This is a genomic window from Pseudomonas sp. TMB3-21, from assembly GCF_054898145.1.
Genome location: NZ_CM142718.1, coordinates 4187631 through 4207350 on the forward strand (window position 1 = coordinate 4187631; position 19720 = coordinate 4207350).

Below are 19720 nucleotides of genomic sequence, written 5' to 3' on the forward strand. Positions count from 1 at the left end.
GCGCGGTACAGTCGATTACCTGGCGAATTTCTTCGCGCCTGCCACACACAGAATCACCGCCAGCGTCACCACCAGCATCCCCATGCTCACTGGCTCGTGCAGCAATGTGGCCGCCAGCGCCAGACCGAAGAAGGGCTGCAGCAACTGCAGTTGGCCGACCGCGGCGATCCCGCCTTGCGCCAGGCCGCGATACCAGAACACGAACCCGATCAGCATGCTGAACAGTGAGACGTACCCCAGACTCAGCCACGCTGGCGTGCTGATTCCGCTGAACGACGCCGGCGTGAGCACAGCGGTGAGTATCGCCATTACCGGCAGCGACAGCACCAGCGCCCAGCAAATCACCTGCCAGCCGCCGAGTGTTCTGGACAGCTTTGCGCCCTCGGCGTAACCGAGCCCGCACGCCAGGATAGCCAACAGCATCAGAATGTCGCCGGCAGGTGAGGCCGTCATGCCTTGCGACAGGGCATAACCGCACACCAGCAGACTGCCCAGAATCGAAAATACCCAGAACACCGGGCGAGGTCGCTCGCCGCCGCGCAAAACGCCGAACGCGGCGGTTGCCAGAGGCAGCAGGCCGACGAAGACGATCGAGTGCGCGGAGGTTACGTACTGCAGCGCCAGCGCGGTCAGCAGTGGAAAGCCAACCACCACGCCGAGCGCGACAATCAGCAGCGGTAGCCATTGATCGCGGGCAGGGCGCCGCTCCTTGAACAGCCCCAACAGACACAGCGCCAGAACGCCGGCAATGGTTGCCCGCGCGACGGTGAGAAACACCGGATCGAACTCCAGCACCGCCACCCGCGTGGCCGGGAGCGAACCACTGAAGATCAGCACCCCGATCAAGCCGTTGATCCAGCCGCTGGAGGTCTTTTCGCGGGTCTGGTTATCCAGGTGGGATGCTCGTTCCATGGCGCGCTCACTTGAGGGAGATTGATAGGCGGGTTGCCTTGGGCGCATCGTATGACCGATTATCAAGACAATCAAAAAATTGTCATGGATACATCTCGACATGCCGCGCTCCCGTTACAAATCGCTGGTTGATGTGTACGCCGCCGACATCCGGTCTGGGCGACTGGCGCCTGGTACTCGTCTGCCCACTCACCGGGAACTGGCCGCCAAGGAAAAGTTGGCCCTTGTCACCGCCAGCCGCGTGTATGCCGAGCTGGAAGCCATGGGACTGGTCAGCGGTGAAGCCGGGCGGGGCACCTTTGTGCGTGAAACGTTGCTGCTGCCCAATCACGGCGTCGACCAGCCCGATGTGGCGGCGGGCGTGCTGGATCTCAATTTCAATTACCCTTCACTGCCGGGGCAGGCTGACCTGCTGCGCCATGGCTTGCGTCAACTCGCGCTGTCCGGCGACCTTGAAGCGCACTTGCGCTATCAGCCCCACGCCGGGCGTCCGCATGAGCGAATGTCAGTCGCCAATCATCTGCGCACACGCGGTTTGCAGGTGCAGGCCGAGCAGGTGCTGATCGTCAGCGGCGCGCAACATGGCTTGGCCGTGACGATGATGGCGTTGCTCAAACCGGGTGATGTGGTGGCGGCAGACGCATTGACCTATTCGGGGTTCAAAGTGCTGGCGCAAGCGCTGCATCTGGAGCTCGTGCCTATCCCGGCCAGCGACACCGGGCCTGATCTCGATGCGCTTGAAAGCCTTTGTCGGCGTCGACCGGTGCGGGCCGTTTACAGCATGCCGACGCTGCACAATCCGCTCGGCTGGGTGCAAAGTGCCGCATGGCGAGATCGACTGGTCTCGATCGCCCGCCAGCACGACTTGTTGATCATCGAGGACGGCGCATACGCGTTTCTTGCCGAGGACCCGCCACCTCCGCTGGCGCAGTTGGCACCGGAGCGGACGGTATACGTGTCCGGGTTATCGAAGAATGTCGCCACGGGGTTGCGCGTTGGCTTCGTCGCTGCGCCAATAGACCGCGTGCCGGCACTGGAGCGCACGATCCGCGCCACCACCTGGAACACGCCCGGCGTCATGACCGCGATTGCCTGCGCCTGGCTCGACGATGGCACCGTGCACACACTGGAGGCGCAAAAGCGTGCCGATGCGCACGCTCGGCAAGCGCTCGCCAGGGAGGTATTGACGGGGTTGCACTACGTCAGTCATCCGGCTTCGTATTTTTTATGGCTGCCTTTGGGCGAAGACGCTCGAGCCGACCAGATCGCTGTGGCGCTGATGCAGGAGCATATAGCCGTTTCTACGGCTGAGCCGTTCTCTACCGCAGCCAATGTCCCGCATGCGATCCGGTTGGCGTTGGGGTCCGTGGATATGGCTTCGTTGCGCAAGGCGCTGATTGCGGTGAAGCGGATTGTTGGGGCCTATGGCTAAGGTTGATCACCGTCCGGCGAGGACTTCGTCCCCGGACGCAGCCTTCGGCAGCTGCTACAGGGTTCGGTGCACCGCAGGTCGTGTAGCAGCTGGCGCAGCCTGCGTCCGGCGAAGCCGGTTTCAATGGGTCATCACCGGCCAACCGGTAGACCGCCGACGCAGCCTTCGGCAGCTGCTACGAAATATCAGGGTGTTGGGGAGTTTTGTTCAATACCCGCGCCGGACAGGTCGCTACATTGGGGCCTTGTTCAACGCAATAAAGCGGGTGTGTGATGAGTGTAATGGTGTCGATGGCGGCGTTTGCGTTGGTGGCGTCGATTACGCCAGGGCCGGTGAATATAGTCGCGTTGAGTTCTGGCGCGCAGTACGGATTTCGTGCCAGTCAGCGACACGTGGCAGGGGCGACTCTGGGTTTTGTTGCGCTACTGGTGTTGATGGGGCTGGGTCTGCACGAGGTATTGGCAATGTGGCCGGCCTTGACCAAAGTGGTGCAGGTGGCGGGTGTCGCTTTTCTGCTGTTCATGGCCTGGAAACTGGCGGCGGACAACGGTGAGCTGGAAAGCAAGCAGGCCAGTACAGCGCCCTCGATGCTCCACGGCGCCGTCATGCAATGGCTCAACCCGAAAGCCTGGCTGGCATGCGTCGCCGGCATGGGCGCGTTCGTCGCGGATGGTGACACGCGACTGGTGTGGCAGTTTGCGGCGGTGTACCTGGTGATCTGTTATCTGTCGGTCGCGTGCTGGGCTTATGCCGGGACATTCCTCAGGGAGTACTTGACCAATGCCCGTCACCTGCGCTGGTTCAACCGGTTGATGGCGTTGTTGTTGGCCCTCAGCGCCGGGTATCTGGTTTTATCCTGATCCCGGCGCTGACGGCGGTCAGCTCAAACCGCTCAAAAGATTTTCTGTCGCCCGGTCCAGTGCGTTGAAACGGCCTTTTCTCAGCTCCGTAATCGCATAGGCAGCGCGGGCGAGTCGGCCATTGCCGTCGGAGAACGCGTGATAGCCGAGGAAAGAGCCGATCAGGTGTTTACCGAAGTGTTCATGCGCGGCATCAATGCCTGCCAGGTGCTTCTCCAGCATCGCGGCGCCGGTGATATTCGATGGGTAGCGAACTTCCGCGCGAGGGCTGCGGTAACTGTCTGTTGCCTGCGGGGCGAGCCGGCGATGCAGTTCTTTGTAGGTCGCCGGGTCGGTCAGGGCCCTGTTGCTCGCGCTGAACTCCTGAAGCACAGCGCGAATGGCTGCCGATTCGTTCTGCGAGTTCGATGCGCTGAGAATCCACGCCGTTGCGCGATCCGTATTCTCGGTAAGGCCGGTGGAGTTGAATCGGATTTCATCAGCGATGCCGTGATAAGGCATTTTGCCCAGATCCCTGGTGAGCAAGTCCGTTTGGTGCGCCCGCATGGCCGTCAGGTTGTTGTATTCCACCTTCATGGTGCTGCTCAGTACATCAGCCAATTCTGTGGCCTCAGGAAACTGGCGCAGGTTGTCCAGGTAATAAGTCTGCGCGTGTCGGCGTATGAGTTGCTCCACGACTGTGGGATCGACGACGTTGCCCAGTTGCCGGGCGCTGTCCGAGTTGAGCGCAATATCGGCCAATGAGTTCTGCATCAAATGCTCGAGCTCGCGTTCGGGAATATTTTTGAGCAGTGTTTTGTCAGGCGCATAGAGATGTTTCAGCACGTCTTCGGCGGTGCTGATGCGATCATTTTTGAACAGCGCCCGACCGTGGTCTACCGCGTCAAGTGACATGCGCAGCTCGGGTGCCGAGCCGGAATGTTTAACGGCCTTGAGCAAATCGTAACTGTTGGCGCCGGTCAGCCGGAGCAGTTGCGCCCGCGCGAGGTCCGGAAGCGAAGTCGCGTGCAACTTCGCCAAGCGACGGCCGACCAGTTTCGCACCGCCTTTCAACACGCCGGGCACACCGTCCAGTGGATTGAGCAGTGCAATCACGGCATGCGCGGCAACGCGGGAAGCAGCGAACAGTTTTGCGGCCAGGGTGGCACCTTTAGTAACCGCAGCAACCACTTTGAAAGGCGCAGCAACCAGAGACAGGGCGATCAATGCGGCTTCCGTAATGCAGCCACCGATGGCGTTTTTCTGTCGTGATTCCACACCGGAAGAGAGTTCTTCGATGCACTCCTTGAAGGGAATGAGCAGGTTGAGAATCACGGTAAAGACTTTGGATATCGTCTCGAGCTCCTTCTCTCGATCTGTTTGATTCAGCCCAATCTGGCTCAACTCTTCTCTCGTCAGGAATGGATTTTCCCGAGCAATCAGGTTCGCGATAGCGCTCACTCGTCCCGACTGAAAAGTGCGCACTGGCGACGTAAAGCCTGGTGCCTCTTCCGATGCCTCGAACTCACCGATTTTGGTGAACACCACCGACGCAGTCACATTCGGGCGGGGGAGAAGATTCGCTGTGTAAGCGAGCATGTCTACAGGCGCATCGTGAATCAGTTTTCGTTCAACCAGTGCTCCTGTGGAGTGCAGCAACCGAAAGGTAAATTGCTCGTCAAGGGCCGCACTGAAACGGGCCGTCATCTGTAATGGAAAGAGCTCGTAGCAGCGAATCCATGGGCCTTTCACTGCACAGATAACTACGCCATAGCGACCCGGGCGTGCAACTTTTTTGACCGGTATGTGAGGGCGCAGGATTGGTTTGGTCAGTGAAGCCAGACTGAACACCGTGTCAGTGTAAGTATCGGGACGCTCTTCGCTGAGCTGATAGATCGCCAGCCGCGATGTCTCGAGGAATGCGCGCTCGCTTTCCTCCATATGCGCCAGAGCATGTTTGATGTTTGTCGAGAGTGCAGTGGTCAGTTTGGCGTGATGCGCCTGGATGGCGTCCCCATATAACACGTCGGCGGGGGTTAATTGCTTTAGCGCAGGGAACTGCTGATAAACATCCATTCCTCTTGTACGTCCCCAAGAACCCTTGGCAAGTTCACCGCCCATGTACAGGTCGAGGATCGATACGCTGGGTTGGATCCAGCCGTCATTGCCGTAAAACTTGGCTAGCAACTCTGCAGGATTGCAGCCCGGCACCCGTCGGGTGAGTTCCGCCAATGCAATCGCTCGGCGACTCGGTACCGGTGTGTCGGCCTCGCTGATTGCCTGGGTCAGCGCCAGTACATATCGATCGTATTCTTCGATGGCGTCGCTGACAGCTGCATCACTCAGGCTGCCGTCCGCATCGGCAGCGATCAGCCCATTCATCAACGCCCATGTGACCACCGGATCAAGCGCGCCGGCCGCCTGTAACGGCTCAAGCTGCGGCACCAGACCGGGAATCAGGGTGAACCCGATGAGATGCTCATAGCTCATCGCTCGTGACACGCCGGGCGTGATGCTCTCCACCAGGTTTACCGCTTGGCAAAGGATCACCCAGGCCGGCGTGCCGACAGTTAACTCCGGCGGCAGATCGCGCACGAGGAACTGCGGTGCCATCCCCGCCAGCACCCAATGTGCTACGACCGGCGCAATGACTGGCTGTAGCTGGAATGTGTCGACAAGGTGTTGCTCCAGTTCAAGTCGAACGGCTTCAGGATTGCGCAGCAGGAAGCGTTTTGCATACAAGTCGAATCCGGCGAAAGCGGTATTGGCATTGTCGAGTTCCGGGTCGAGTTCCAGCAGCATCGCGGCGATCAATAGCTGATCGATGAAGGCTTGGGAAGGTTGTTCGGCGTTGCCGTCGGTAAACCAGCCCAAGGCATTAAGGTAGGGCTGCGCCGATGTCGATGCCCGGCGGGCGAACGACAGCAGCCTCTGCATCCGATAGTCGAGGCTGGTCGGGAGCTTCCCGGTGACTTCCCAAGCAACATTGACGCCGAACTTGAAAAGCAGAGACGGCGCATCGTCTCGCAGTAACCGGGATTGCTCAGTCAGGATTGACCGAGTGTTGTCGGTTAGATTGAAAGGTGATTCATCGGGTGTGTCGAGAAGTTGCCAGTAGTTGTCCAGCGCCGGGCCAGCAGGCAGACCGGCGAAGCCCAGAACATCTATCAACTGTTGCAATTGCGCTTTGTTCGAGGGTACTGACAGCCCGTGAAAGCGTAGCCATTGCCCAATTGTAATGCGACCGTTGGAACTGATCGACCCTCCGCTAAGTTTGGCCATATCGGCGAGTAGCTGCAGATCGGCTGTCATCTCCTGCACAGCGTTCTTAACGGCCGACGCCATACCGATTCTTCTGCTGAAACTGTTGATCCCGGTCGAAGAAGGGCTGCCGGAATCGTCTGAGTCGGTTTCCACTTCGAACGCCAGCAGCGTTGCTACTTCCGGCACGAGGTAGTAATTGCCGGTTTTCGCTGCTGGAAGTTCGGCTGTCAGCCGTGCCAGACAAGTCGATCCCGCCCGCTGCGCCTGATCGAGGCTGGAGCCGGCCACGGCGTTGCCGCCCATGCTGTCCAGTGTATGAGCCAGATTGTGCAGAAGCGATTCGTTATTCATCACGTGGATGAGCGCGGTTCGGATTTCTACTAGTTGCTGTTCATTCTCAGAGTTTATTTTTATGCCAGGTATGGTTTGCATTTGAAAACATCCATGTTTTTTGGTGAGTGCGAGTAAAGTTAGCGTTCATCTTTTTTGATAGTGCGCAGAGTAGTGCAAGTTCGCGATGAGGGTTTAAGTTGTGTGTGTCGGTTTGTTAGTTTTCAGGATTGGCAGGGTAACAATGCATGTCGCGCAGATTAAATCGCGAAGTTGCCTCGATTGTTTAGATGGCTTGACGCTGATACTGCCCCGGCGTCGCCGCCAAGTGCTGTTTGAACACTCGCTGGAAGTGTGCCTGATCGGAAAAACCGGCTTCCAGGGCGACATCGGCTATCAATTTGCCTCGACGCAATTGTTCCTGGGCGAACTGAATGCGTCGGTTGATCAGAAACGCGTGAGGCGTCATACCGAAATGCTGTTTGAAGGCGCGTATCAGATACGACGGCGACAGTTGCGCCGCCTCGCAGATATCTTCGAGCTTGAGCATCTGCGTGCAGTTTTCACGAATGTATTCGGCTGCGCGTTCCAGCCTGGAATTGGCTTCGCGCAGCGGTTGCTCGCCGGGGTTGAGGCATTGCTGCACCTCGGTGAAATATTCCACCGCTGCGCTGTGTTTGCAGAGGATGTCCTGGTCGGTGTCGGTCAGCACCGTGTACAGATTTTTCAATCCATCAAAAAGGCTTCGATCGGTAGTGTGAGTCACGGCAAACCGGCGAAACGCCTGGTCCTGGCTGAACCCGAGCTGGTGCTGCAAGTCACTGAGCCACGGCGTTTCCACATACAGCATCACGTATGACCAGGGCTGATAGTCGATCGGATTGCAGGCGTGCACGTCGCCTGGATTCATCAATACGACCGTGCCGGTGCTGACCTCACAGTCCATTTGCTCATGCACATAAGTGCTGCGCCCGGCCGTGATTGCGCCGATGGAAAAGTGCGCATGGGAATGCCGGGTGTAACAGACTTCGCGGCCGTCGGCGATGGCACGGGCTTCGATGAAGGGCAGGGCGTCGTCGCGCCAGAAGCGGGGCGCTGTGTCGGCATTTTTTCCAGATAGATGCTTCATCAGTACAGCTCTCGGCGGGCTTGCTCGGGAGTGTATTCCCCACGATCAGCACCGACAAATTCGCTGATCGGAAAAATCCCGACAGCCTCCGCCTTAAGCCTCGGGTTCCAGCGCAGCATCCCGTTCTGTAGCAGCAGCCTCGCGGAGCTCGGCAGCTGCTACGGGGGGAGTGTGCGATTTGAAGGTGACCGGTGGTCGATGAACCGGTCTTGCCCGGGATTTTGCGCTTAGCTGTAGGGATAACCCGAGGCGCGCGTAGGCGGTTGATCGTCACAGCGACGCCCTTCAGAACACCTTGCGTCTGAGGAACTTCGCAATGCTGACCCTCAACATCAATGGCCAGGACCAGGAACTGGATGTCGCGGCGGACATGCCGCTGCTCTGGGTACTGCGCGATGTTGCGCACCTCACCGGGACTAAGTTCGGGTGCGGGATGGCGCAGTGCGGCGCCTGCACCGTGCATGTCGACGGTGCGCCATTGCGCGCGTGCATCACGCCCGCCACAGCGGTCGCCCATGGACAGAAAATCCTCACCATCGAAGGCCTGTCCGTCGATGGTTCGCATCCGGTGCAGCAAGCCTGGGCTGAACTTGATGTGGTCCAGTGTGGCTACTGTCAGTCCGGGCAGATCATGTCGGCGGCCGCGTTGCTGGCGAAGATTCCCAAACCGACCGACAGCGACATCGATCAGGCACTCTCCGGCAACATTTGCCGCTGCGGCACCTATCCACGCATTCGTGCAGCGATCAAACGCGCCGCCGACATCGGTTGATAACGCAGAGGCTCAGCGATGAACAGCATCAATCCGTTATCTCGCCGTGGCTTTCTCAAGGGCAGCGCGCTGCTCGGCGGTGGCCTGGTCGTCGCGTTTGTGTTGCCCGGCGCGCACCGGTTTGCCAGGGGGGCCGAAAATCAGGGCGACGTGTTCGCTCCGAATGCGTTCTTGCGGATCGGCAACGACAACAGCGTCACCGTGCTGCTGGGCCACTCGGAAATGGGTCAGGGCATCTGGACCGGCCTGACCATGCTGATCGCCGAGGAGCTCGATGCCGATTGGTCGAAGATCCGCGTCGAACATTCTCCCGCCTCGGCAGCAGACTATGGCATGGCCGGATTTGGCGGGATGCAGATTACTGGCGGCTCGACGTCCACGTGGATGGAATTCGATCGTTACCGGCAGGCCGGTGCGGCCGCGCGCCTGATGTTGATCGACGCTGCCGCCAAGCGTTTCAATGTGGCAGCGTCGAGCGTGCGCACCGAGTCGGGGGTGGTCATCGCCGGCGAACAGCGCGCCACCTATGGCGAGTTGGCGGATGACGCCGGCAAACTGCCGGTTCCGGATCCGGCGTCGATCACCTTGAAGGAGGCCAAGGACTGGAAGCTCATTGGCAAGCCCACCAAGCGCCTGGACACCCCTGAGAAAATTACCGGTCGGGCCAAATTCGGTATCGACGTGCAATTTGACGGGCTGATGACCGCCCTGGTCGCCCGCTCGCCGGTGCTCGGCGGCACCGTCAAATCATTCGAAGGGGCTGATGCGTTGTCGATTCCGGGCGTGCACAAAGTTGTGCAAGTGCCGACCGGTGTGGCGGTGATCGCCGACCATTACTGGGCCGCGAAGCTGGGCCGCGATGCGCTGAAAATCGACTGGGACCAGGGCGCCAACGCCGGGCTCGACAGCCAGAAACTGCTGGAGCGCTTTCGCAAACTGGCGAGCACTGCCGGTACTTCTGCTGCTAAAGCCGGCGATGTCGAGCAGGCGTTGGGCAAAGCCGCTAAATCCGTCGACGTCGAATACAGCGTGCCATACCTGGCCCATGCGCCGATGGAACCGCTCAATTGCACGGTGAAAATAACCCAGAACAAATGCGAGATATGGACCGGCACGCAATTTCAAACGCTTGACCAGATGATCGCCGGCAAGATCACCGGGCTCAAACCCGAACAGGTCGAGATTCATACCGAGTTCCTCGGCGGCGGCTTTGGCCGTCGCGCCAACCCGACTTCAGACTTCGTCGCCGAGGCGGTGGAGGTGGCGAAGGCGGCCGGCGTGCCGGTCAAAACCGTGTGGGCGCGCGAGGACGATATCCGCGGTGGCTATTACCGCTCGGCTTTCGTGCATCAGGCCCGCGTCGGCCTGGATGCGAGCGGGGTACCGATTGCCTGGAAGCATGTGCTGGTCGGGCAATCAATCATGGCCGGCACCATGCTGGAGGCCAGTATGGTCAAGGACGGTGTCGACAAAACGTCGGTCGAAGGCGTGGCCGACAGCCCCTATGTGGCGAAACTGGCTAACCATCAAGTCGACTTGCACTCGCCGAACACCGGGATCACGGTATTGTGGCTGCGCTCGGTCGGGCACACCCACACCGCGTTTGTCATGGAATCGCTGATCGATGAACTGGCCGAAGCGGCTGGCAAGGACCCCGTGGAGTATCGACGGACGTTGCTCAAGGAGCATCCGCGGCATCTGGGCGTGCTCAACCTCGCCGTGGAAAAAGCCAACTGGCAGGCGCCTTTACCCGATGGCCATGCGCTCGGTGTCGCGGTGCACGAATCGTTTGGCAGTTACGTGGCGCAGGTCGCCGAAGTGTCTCAGGAAAATCTGGGTATTCGTGTGCACCGGGTGGTGTGCGCGGTGGACTGCGGCATCGCGGTCAACCCGCTGAGCATTGCTGCGCAGATGGAGTCGGCCATCGCCTTCGGCCTCGGATTTACCTTGCACAGCAAACTGACGTTCAAGGACGGGCAGGTAGAACAATCCAATTACCATGACTACCAAGTGTTGCGGCTAAGTGAAATGCCGCGGGTCGAGGTGCATATTGTCGAAAGCAGCGACAAACCCGGCGGCGTCGGTGAGGCTGGCGTGCCACCGACAGCGCCGGCGGTGGCCAACGCGGTTTTCGCGCTGACCGGACAGCGTCTGCGCGAATTGCCCTTGCAACTGTCGGGGGTCTGAAATGAAACGACATCTTGTACTTGGCGCAGTGGTCATGGTCGGTCTGACCACTTACGCGACCGATTTGTTTGCGGATGACAAGGCTGCAGTCAAGGCTTTCGAGACCGTGCAAAAAGTCTTGCAGAGTCCGCGTTGCCAGAACTGTCACATTCCCGGGGATTCGCCGCTGCAGTTCGATGAAGGCATTCCCCATGCAATGAACGTGGTGCGTGGTCTGGATGGCAAAGGCGCGGCCGGTTTGCCTTGCACGACGTGCCATGCCGAAAGCAATCCGCCAGCCACTTACGGCCCCCATACACCGCCCGGCGCACCCCATTGGAGCCTGCCGCCAGCGGCGCACAAAATGGCCTGGATCGGTCTGCCGGCCGACAAGCTCTGCGCGATGATCAAGGACCGCTCCGAGAACGGCGACCGTGATTTCGTCGCCATGCTCAAACACGTCAGCGAGGACAAACTGGTGCTGTGGGGCTGGAACCCGGGCGAGGGCAGGGCAACGGTGCCAGTGCCGCACGACATTTTCGTCGCACAGTTCAAACTCTGGGCCGACGCCGGTGGCCCGTGCCCGGTGGCGGGCATCTGATTGCAATGATGTTGAAACTTCGTCGGCTTGCTGGCGATGGCGATGTTGAAGACGCCATCGCTGGCAAACCAGGCTCCTACAGGGTTGAAGACATACTCCGAGTGTCGCCACGCCACAAAACCCCGTAGGAGCCGGCGGACGCTACACTCCGGGCGGCGTCAGCGAGCGGAAAAATTCCTGCCACGTTGCATGACTGTTCGCCACATCCTCAATCTTGATAGCACCCTGGGCACGACGTACGGCCGAAGGCTCAAAAGCATCAAAGAGTTGCTTCACCGCCGTTGCGGCGATTGCATTGATTCGCGCCGATGTGAACGTCGCTGGAATCGCCTGATGGGCATCTTCCGTCAGCGGCGTCCCCTCAATGTGCAGCTGCTTGACAATGCCGCGACAGCTAGCCAGTGCTTCAGGCTTTGCCCCCTTCAGGTAGGCATCGGCATCAAAAGGCAATTGACGCGGCACATCGCTGTCGGTCGCAGGCACCAATATCGAATGGTCGATATCCCGGCGCAGACGGACCGTTCCATCACGCATAAAAATTTCATAGATACGAGGAAAACTGCCGGAGCACGACAAAATCATCGCAAATGGGCCGTTCGGTATGTCCTCCCCTGAGAGGCTGATCCTGCGTGACGGCACAGGATGAAGGGCGAACAGTTCGAACCGGTTCCACTCCAGATCGAGTCGTTGCACGATCGGCAGTTGACTGAAATGCTCTTTGATCAGCGCTGCAAATGCGCTTTTCATCAGTTTCAGCCGGGCTTCAAGTGCCTTTGCAAACTCGCCAGACACAGGTTTGAGACGCGCAAATGCCGACGTCATTTCCGACAGCTTCACGTGCAACACGGTCGACTCCCAACCCTTCATGTCAGGTTTGAGTTCGTTGGCCATGTGCAGTTCGACCAGCGAGAATTTGTTCTGCGGGGTTTGCAGATCAGTTGATGGATCTGCGGATCGAAGGACGCTATCCGAGTTCGAGCGCAACACTTTGCTCTCAAGAAAAACGTTGTCCTTGAACACCCGCCTCAGGTCGGCAAGGGCCACCGTATACGGCGTTTCAACCGGCGCATAAAAGCCTTTATTCAAGTCATGGAACAGCTGCAGACAATGCGCATCGAAAGCACTGGCGGCCTTTTTCATTCGCGCCTCTTCGCTGCCAGCAGTGACCAGCCCAGTAGCTGATCGCTCTTCGATCAAGCCTCTGCTGATCGCCCAGTCCAAGGGGAGTTTCGCCGGCACTTCTTGCGTGCGGAAAGTCTGTACGGCGGACACAACGGGAAGTTCAGACAACGCCATCAATTCGGCATAAGTCATCAGGCGAGACATACCCGGCATGCCTTCCTCGATGAAAAGCACCACTTGCTTGAGTTTGACCCATGCATAGGAACTCATATAACGAAGGGCTTCGGGAGTATCCCTGATCAGAAACTCGGGGGCGATACCGGACAACAACAAATGCGTGGCCAACGGCTTATGTTTGACAAACCTCAGAGCGAACTGGCCATCAATGTATCGGCGAACGTCTCTGTAAGATTCACCCCAGAAAAAACTGTCATTAAGTTTTTGATCGATGACCGTGTCCGAGCGCTGACCGGCACGGGGGTCGAAGCTCAGCAGCAGCGCAGTCAATACCAAGCGGTCTCGGTTAAGAGCTCGAGATTCTGTAGCGTTCCCATCATCCGGAAACAGGTTGAGCAAGAGTTGATTGCCCAACTCATGCGCGCGAGCGGAGATCAATATCTGGCTGATCAGGAAATCCGCTTTGATGCCAAGTATCGCTGGAGTCGATTCGGAAATAACCCCTTCGCACAGATAATCAAGCAACGGCACTTCAACCTGTGCGAGAAAAACCGTGGTTGTATCAATCACGATTTTGCGCTGCGCATCGGTCAATTTACCCAGTTCGCCAGGCTTGCCGAGCAGATGCCAGTGATCCATAAAGCCTGGCCGCAAGAGCTGCATGGGTTTGAGCCACTGCGCGATGATTCGCGCTGAAGCCGCTTTCACCGGTTGCAAAATCCTGTAGGCACGAAGCATTTCGGCGAGGCTGACCTGACCATTGGTACGCAGGGATCCGCCAACCCGTTCGGCCACAGGTCGTAACCGATCCCTTGCGGCTTTCAATGCACTGTCTGCCTCTACATCTTCGGTAAGTTCTGCCCACTTTTCATTTTTACCAGGTGCGCCAACGTGCCCACCGGTGGTCAGCAGAAGCCTGCTATCGGCGGCCAGTCCCTTGCTTTTCAACAAGCGCTGAAAGTCAGCGCGAGACCTGAAATCCAACAGTTGCTGCTTGCCGGCGTCGATGTTTATGCCAAGCGGTGATCTCGGATCTGGCTTACTGAATTCCGCAAGACTGATCGGATCCTGGTCTTCCCATTTGTTGCTCAGAACCTCCAGTCGTCTGCTGATGTGGCGGTAATCCTCCACTTGCCCGAATGCGAGGGTGAAGCTGCGGACCGGGCCTCTGCTCTGGATGAATTCACTGACGTAAGGCAAGTCGGACCAAGTGTGCTTGCGCAAGCGGCTTACCAGCGCTTCTACGCCAGAGGCTTCAGCAGAGACACTGAGCCCGTAACACTCCATCACCTGATCAAGACGCAGTTTTTTATCGCTTGAAATGATGGTGTCGGTCTTCCCGGCAAGCTGTATGAGCAGCGTCAAGGCTTCGGCCGGTAAACCGGTGATGAACAATCGCTGCGGACGTTCGACGACGGAACCATCGCTCAGGGTGAAAAAGAATTTCTGCACCTGAGCAGAGTAATCACAGGTTGTATGGGGAGAGGACAGATTCGCCAGTTCCAGAAATTCGTCAGTGCCGATCAGCACTTGCAAGGCAGTTGCGCCCGCTTCAAGCGTCGATGCCAACAGCGAACCGGACGTGAGGCTTACGCGCTTTCGGCCGAGCTCGGTCGAGTCAAACGGGGTATCTTCGGCGTCAAATGTGTCGAGCCCCAGCTCCAGTTCTCGCGCAATGGTGAGGTAGTCTTCCAGTTGCGACGCTCGCTCGCCGACCAGTGCGGACGTGGTGTGGCCGGTGTCCCCGATGGGGGCGAATCCGCTGTCCTTCAGTTCCGCTGCAATGACCTTGGCCTGCAATCGGTTTTCGGGTTCGGGGTAACCATAAAACGCCAGGACAATTCGGCGGGGAAATGCGTGAAGCGGATTCTTGGATTTGCCGCCCACATGCGGCAGCCCGTGCCCGGCAGGATCAATTTTCTGCGCAATGGCCTGAATGATCGGCGCAACTTTCCACCATCCGGATGCGTCTTCCAGCGTGAATACCTGGGTGACGTGCACTCCGTCCCTCAGCGTTGAAGCTTCCAGGGTGTCGCCCTTGATGTTGAACGTGTCGAAGTCGATGTCGTAAGTGCTGGCCCAGTCGAGAAATTCCGTGCGCTCGAGTGCTGCCCAGTAAATTTCGATCCAGTCATGCAGCAGACTGTCCCGAGCAATGGTGAGCGTGCGCGGCGGGTTGGCGTCCTGATTGGCGACGGGGACCGCCGATAGCTCGGCGGTTATCGCGTCGATCATTGCCTGGTTGTGCCGGTCGGGCGACGGCGTCTCTAACGTTTCGCTCATGTGAATCTCCAATGACACAGCAGATTGTTGCTGTCAGTCATTGTCGAGCGAGGCGAGGCCGCGTTGGCGGTACATAGTTAAGGCATCGCGCCGAGACATGTCGATCACCAATGTCCAGACGAAAAAAAACCGCCGAAACCGGCGGTTTTTTGTGTCACGTCAAACCTTACTCTTCGAGGCTGCCCATGGCCGTGGTGTTGAAGCCACCGTCCACGTACATGATTTCACCGCTGATGCCGGACGCCAGGTCCGAGCACAGGAAGGCGCCGGCGTTGCCGACTTCGTCGATGGTGACGTTGCGACGCAGCGGGGTTTGCGCTTCGTTGGCAGCGAGCATCTTGCGGAAGTTCTTGATGCCGGAAGCGGCGAGGGTGCGGATCGGGCCAGCCGATACACAGTTGACGCGGGTACCGTCCGGGCCCAGGGAGCCAGCGAGATAACGTACGCCAGCTTCCAGCGAAGCCTTGGCCATGCCCATCACGTTGTAATTCGGCATGGTGCGCTCGGCACCCAGATACGACAGGGTCAGCAGGCTGCCATTGCGGCCTTTCATCATTTCGCGACCGGCCTTGGCCAGGGCCACAAAGCTGTAGGCGCTGATGTCGTGAGCGATGCGGAAACCTTCGCGGGTGGTGGCTTCGGTGAAGTCGCCGTCCAGCTGGTCGCCCGGGGCGAAGCCAACGGAGTGCACGATGCAATCCAGGCCGTCCCACTTCTTGCTCAGGGCTTCGAAGACCTTGGCGATTTCTTCATCGCTGGCCACGTCGCACGGGAAGCACAGCTCAGGGTTCGAGCCCCAGCCTTGTGCGAATTCTTCAACACGACCTTTCAGTTTGTCGTTCTGATAAGTGAAGGCAAGCTCAGCGCCCTCGCGATGCATGGCGGCAGCGATGCCGGATGCGATGGACAGCTTGCTGGCGACACCGACGATCAGTACGCGCTTACCGGCGAGAAAACCCATGTGTTGCTCCTCTCTTTCAGGTTATTGCGCAGTGGCTGGTGCCAGGAAAGCGGCTTCCAGCAACTGCTGTGTATACGGATGTTGGGGGGCGGCAAAAATACTTTGCGCGTCTCCCTGTTCGACCACTTGGCCATGCTTGACCACCATCAGCTGGTGGCTCAGCGCCTTGACGACAGCCAGGTCATGGCTGATAAACAGATACGTCAGGTTGTACTTGCTTTGCAGTGAACGCAGCAGCTCCACCACTTGCCGCTGCACTGTCCGGTCGAGCGCCGAAGTTGGCTCGTCCAGCAGAATCAGCGCCGGTTTGAGCACCAGGGCCCGGGCAATGGCGATACGCTGCCGCTGCCCGCCGGAAAATTCGTGGGGGTAGCGGTTCCGGGTGTCCGGGTCTAGGCCTACCTCCTTGAGTGCCGCAATAATCGCTTGTTCCTGTTCCGCCTCGGTGCCCATCTTATGGATCCGCAGGCCTTCACCCACAATCTGGCTGACACACATGCGCGGGCTCAGGCTGCCGAAAGGGTCCTGAAACACCACCTGCATTTCCCGGCGCAGCGGACGAACCTGTTGCTGCGTCAGGCAGTCTAGCTGCTTGCCCTCAAAACGGATGACACCTTTGCTGCCGATCAGCCGCAAAATCGCCAGACCGAGCGTCGACTTGCCGGATCCGCTTTCGCCAACGATCCCCAATGTCTGGCCCTGCGGCAGGCTGAAGTTGATGCCGTCGACCGCTTTGATGTGATCGACGGTCTTTTTCAGCAGGCCTTTCTTGATCGGGAACCAGACTTTCAGGTCCTCGACCTGCAGCAATGGCGGGCCTATTTCATTGGTCGCCGGCTTGCCGCTGGGCTCCGCTGCCAGCAGTTCCCGAGTGTACGGATGCTGCGGCGTGCGGAACAACTCTTCGCACGATGCCTGTTCGACGATGCAACCGCGCTGCATGACACATACGCGATGCGCAATTCTTCGCACCAGGTTCAAATCGTGACTGATCAGCAACAGTGACATGCCCAGACGGGCCTGCAATTCCTTGAGCAATTCGAGGATTTTCAGCTGAACGGTCACGTCCAGCGCAGTGGTGGGCTCGTCGGCAATCAGCAACTCTGGCTCGTTGGCCAGGGCCATGGCGATCATCACCCGCTGGCGCTGGCCGCCGGACAATTCATGGGGCAGGGCCTTGAGGCGTTTGTGCGGCTCGGGAATGCCGACCATTTCCAGCAGTTCCAGCGTGCGTCTGGTCGCGACTTTGCCGACCAGACCTTTGTGAATCCCCAGCACTTCGTTGATCTGCTTTTCGATCGAGTGCAGCGGATTGAGCGAGGTCATCGGCTCCTGGAAAATCATCGCGATCCGGTTGCCGCGAATGTGCCGTATGGTTTTCTCTTTCAGGCTCAGCAGGTCCTTGCCGGAATAGTGAATGGTCCCGGACGGATGCCGCGCGAGCGGGTAGGGCAGCAGCCGCAGGATGGAATGCGCCGTCACCGATTTGCCGGAACCGCTTTCGCCCACCAGCGCCAGGGTTTCGCCGCGCTTGATGTCGAAACTGATGCCTTCGACCACGCGCTGACAGCGTTCGCCGACGATAAATTCGACGGACAGGTCGCGCACTTCGATCAGATTGTCCTGATTCATTTCACTTCCTCGGGTCGAAAGCATCGCGAGCGGACTCGCCGATGAACACCAGCAAACTCAACATCAATGCCAGCACCGCAAACGCGCTCATGCCCAGCCACGGCGCTTGCAGGTTGGATTTGCCCTGCGCTACCAATTCGCCCAGTGACGGCGCGCCGGGCGGCAAACCAAAGCCAAGGAAGTCCAGGGCGGTCAGCGTGCCGATGGCGCCGGTCAGAATGAACGGCATGAACGTCATGGTCGAGACCATCGCGTTGGGCAGGATATGGCGGAACATGATCGCACCATTCTGCATCCCCAGCGCCCGGGCCGCGCGCACGTATTCGAGGTTGCGCCCGCGCAGGAACTCGGCCCGCACCACGTCGACCAGGCTCATCCACGAGAACAGCAGCATGATCCCCAGCAGCCACCAGAAGTTCGGCTGCACGAAGCTGGCCAGAATGATCAGCAGATACAGCACCGGCAACCCGGACCAGATCTCCAGAAACCGCTGCCCCGCGAGATCGACCCAGCCGCCATAAAAGCCCTGCAACGCGCCGGCAATCACGCCAATGATCGAACTGAGAATGGTCAGCGTCAGGGCGAACAGCACCGAAATGCGGAAGCCGTAGATCACCCGGGCGAGCACGTCGCGGCCCTGGTCGTCGGTGCCGAGCAGGTTGTCTGCCGAAGGCGGAGCGGGGGCCGGGACTTTCAGGTCGTAATTGATACTTTGGTAACTGTAGGGAATCGGTGCCCAGAGCACCCAGGCATCTTTGGCCTTGAGCAGTTCGCGGATGTACGGACTCTTGTAGTTGGCCTCCAGCGGGAATTCGCCGCCGAACGCGGTTTCCGGGTAGCGCTTGAGTGCGGGGAAATACCAGCCGTCTTCGTAGTGCACCGCGAGCGGTTTGTCGTTGGCGATCAATTCGGCGCCGAGGCTCAAGCCGAACAGCACGAGGAACAGCCATAACGACCACCAGCCACGCTTGTTGGCCTTGAACAGTTCGAAACGGCGGCGATTGAGTGGGGACAGGTTCATCTCAATGCTCCCGGCTTTCGAAGTCGATCCGCGGATCGACAAAAGTGTAGGTGAGGTCGCCGATCAACTTCACGATCAAGCCCAGCAACGTGAAGATGAACAGCGTGCCGAACACCACCGGGTAATCGCGGTTGATCGCCGCTTCAAAGCTCATCAGGCCGAGGCCATCAAGGGAGAAGATCACTTCCACCAGCAGCGAGCCGGTGAAGAAAATGCCGATGAACGCCGACGGGAACCCGGCAATTACCAGCAACATGGCGTTGCGAAACACGTGGCCGTAGAGCACGCGGTGATTGGTCAGGCCCTTGGCCTTGGCCGTGACCACGTACTGTTTGTTGATTTCATCGAGGAAGCTGTTTTTGGTCAGCAAAGTCATGGTCGCGAAGTTGCCGATCACCAGCGCGGTGACCGGCAGGGCCAAGTGCCAGAAATAATCGAGGATCTTGCCGCCCATGGTCAGTTCATCGAAATTGTTGGAGGTCAGGCCGCGCAACGGGAACCAGTCGAAATAGCTGCCGCCGGCAAACACCACGATCAGCAAAATGGCGAACAGGAACGCCGGGATTGCGTAGCCGACAATGATCAGCGAACTGGTCCAGACGTCAAAATGGCTGCCGTGTCGCGTGGCCTTGGCGATCCCCAGCGGGATCGACACCAGGTACATGATCAGCGTGCTCCACAACCCGAGCGAGATCGACACCGGCATCTTTTCCTTGATCAGGTCAATGACCTTGGCGTCGCGGAAAAAACTGTCGCCAAAATCCAGCGTGGCGTAGTTCTTGATCATGATCCACAAGCGTTCCGGCGCCGATTTGTCGAAGCCGTACATGTGCTCGATTTCTTTCACCAGCGCCGGGTCCAGCCCCTGCGCCCCGCGATAAGCCGAGCCGGCCACCGACACTTCGGCACCGCCCCCGGCAATCCGGCTGGTCGCGCCTTCGAAACCTTCAAGCTTGGCGATCATCTGTTCCACCGGACCACCGGGGGCAGCCTGGATGATCACAAAGTTGATCAGCAAAATGCCGAACAAGGTCGGGATGATCAGCAGCAGTCGCCGAAAAATATACGCCAGCATCTGA

13 protein-coding genes are annotated in these 19720 nt (G+C 59.0%); 5 read left to right on the plus strand and 8 right to left on the minus strand.

Translation table 11 applies throughout. The features are described 5' to 3' along the window. Positions 1–15 precede the first annotated feature (15 nt). Positions 16–912, minus strand: a complete 897-nt coding sequence (locus ACYZTS_RS19230) for a DMT family transporter (RefSeq protein WP_461991294.1) — start codon at positions 910–912, stop codon at positions 16–18. Positions 913–1012: 100 nt separating this feature from the next. Between ACYZTS_RS19230 and ACYZTS_RS19235 the strand changes: the two genes are divergently transcribed. Together ACYZTS_RS19235 and ACYZTS_RS19240 are read left to right on the plus strand one after the other, a co-directional pair. Then, positions 1013–2344 (plus strand): aminotransferase-like domain-containing protein, encoded by a 1332-nt coding sequence (locus tag ACYZTS_RS19235; protein WP_461991296.1) that lies wholly within the window; start codon positions 1013–1015, stop codon positions 2342–2344. Positions 2345–2616: 272 nt separating this feature from the next. Further along, positions 2617–3204: a LysE family translocator gene (locus ACYZTS_RS19240; RefSeq protein ID WP_461991298.1), complete on the plus strand. Its 588-nt coding sequence runs from the start codon at positions 2617–2619 to the stop codon at positions 3202–3204. 18 nt (positions 3205–3222) lie between these two features. Here the strand turns inward: ACYZTS_RS19240 and ACYZTS_RS19245 are convergent, their stop codons facing one another. Both ACYZTS_RS19245 and ACYZTS_RS19250 read right to left on the minus strand, forming a co-directional pair. Further along, positions 3223–6879, minus strand: a complete 3657-nt coding sequence (locus ACYZTS_RS19245) for a hypothetical protein (RefSeq protein ID WP_461991300.1) — start codon at positions 6877–6879, stop codon at positions 3223–3225. Between the two features lie 184 nt (positions 6880–7063). Continuing rightward, positions 7064–7906 carry an AraC family ligand binding domain-containing protein gene (locus ACYZTS_RS19250; RefSeq protein ID WP_461991302.1) on the minus strand — a complete coding sequence of 281 codons (843 nt, stop codon included), beginning with the start codon at positions 7904–7906 and terminating at the stop codon, positions 7064–7066. A gap of 316 nt (positions 7907–8222) precedes the next feature. On the opposite strand from ACYZTS_RS19250, the gene ACYZTS_RS19255 reads away from it, so the two are divergent. The 3 genes from ACYZTS_RS19255 to ACYZTS_RS19265 are packed head-to-tail and all read left to right on the plus strand — an operon-like array spanning position 8223 to position 11445. Beyond that, positions 8223–8678: a (2Fe-2S)-binding protein gene (locus tag ACYZTS_RS19255; protein WP_461991304.1), complete on the plus strand. Its 456-nt coding sequence runs from the start codon at positions 8223–8225 to the stop codon at positions 8676–8678. 18 nt (positions 8679–8696) lie between these two features. Continuing rightward, a complete protein-coding gene (locus tag ACYZTS_RS19260; protein ID WP_461991306.1) occupies positions 8697–10865 on the plus strand; it encodes a xanthine dehydrogenase family protein molybdopterin-binding subunit in 2169 nt (722 codons plus the stop codon). Position 10866: 1 nt separating this feature from the next. Then, entirely contained in the window at positions 10867–11445 is a 579-nt protein-coding gene (locus tag ACYZTS_RS19265; RefSeq protein WP_461991307.1) for a hypothetical protein, read from the plus strand. Positions 11446–11586: 141 nt separating this feature from the next. On the opposite strand, the gene ACYZTS_RS19270 is transcribed toward ACYZTS_RS19265, so the two are convergent. From ACYZTS_RS19270 to ACYZTS_RS19290, 5 genes are all read right to left on the minus strand, one after another. Next, on the minus strand, positions 11587–15039 hold the full coding sequence (locus tag ACYZTS_RS19270; RefSeq protein WP_461991308.1) for a hypothetical protein: 3453 nt from the start codon (positions 15037–15039) through the stop codon (positions 11587–11589). 154 nt (positions 15040–15193) lie between these two features. Beyond that, the gene (fabI, locus tag ACYZTS_RS19275) at positions 15194–15988 is read right to left on the minus strand and encodes an enoyl-ACP reductase FabI (protein WP_461991310.1); all 795 of its coding nucleotides are present in this window, start codon (positions 15986–15988) and stop codon (positions 15194–15196) included. A gap of 21 nt (positions 15989–16009) precedes the next feature. Beyond that, positions 16010–17620: an ABC transporter ATP-binding protein gene (locus tag ACYZTS_RS19280; protein WP_461991312.1), complete on the minus strand. Its 1611-nt coding sequence runs from the start codon at positions 17618–17620 to the stop codon at positions 16010–16012. Position 17621: 1 nt separating this feature from the next. Then, positions 17622–18641 carry an ABC transporter permease gene (locus tag ACYZTS_RS19285; RefSeq protein WP_028621120.1) on the minus strand — a complete coding sequence of 340 codons (1020 nt, stop codon included), beginning with the start codon at positions 18639–18641 and terminating at the stop codon, positions 17622–17624. 1 nt (position 18642) lies between these two features. After that, complete coding sequence (locus tag ACYZTS_RS19290; RefSeq protein WP_028621121.1) at positions 18643–19716, minus strand: microcin C ABC transporter permease YejB; 1074 nt, start codon at positions 19714–19716, stop codon at positions 18643–18645. Positions 19717–19720 lie beyond the last annotated feature (4 nt).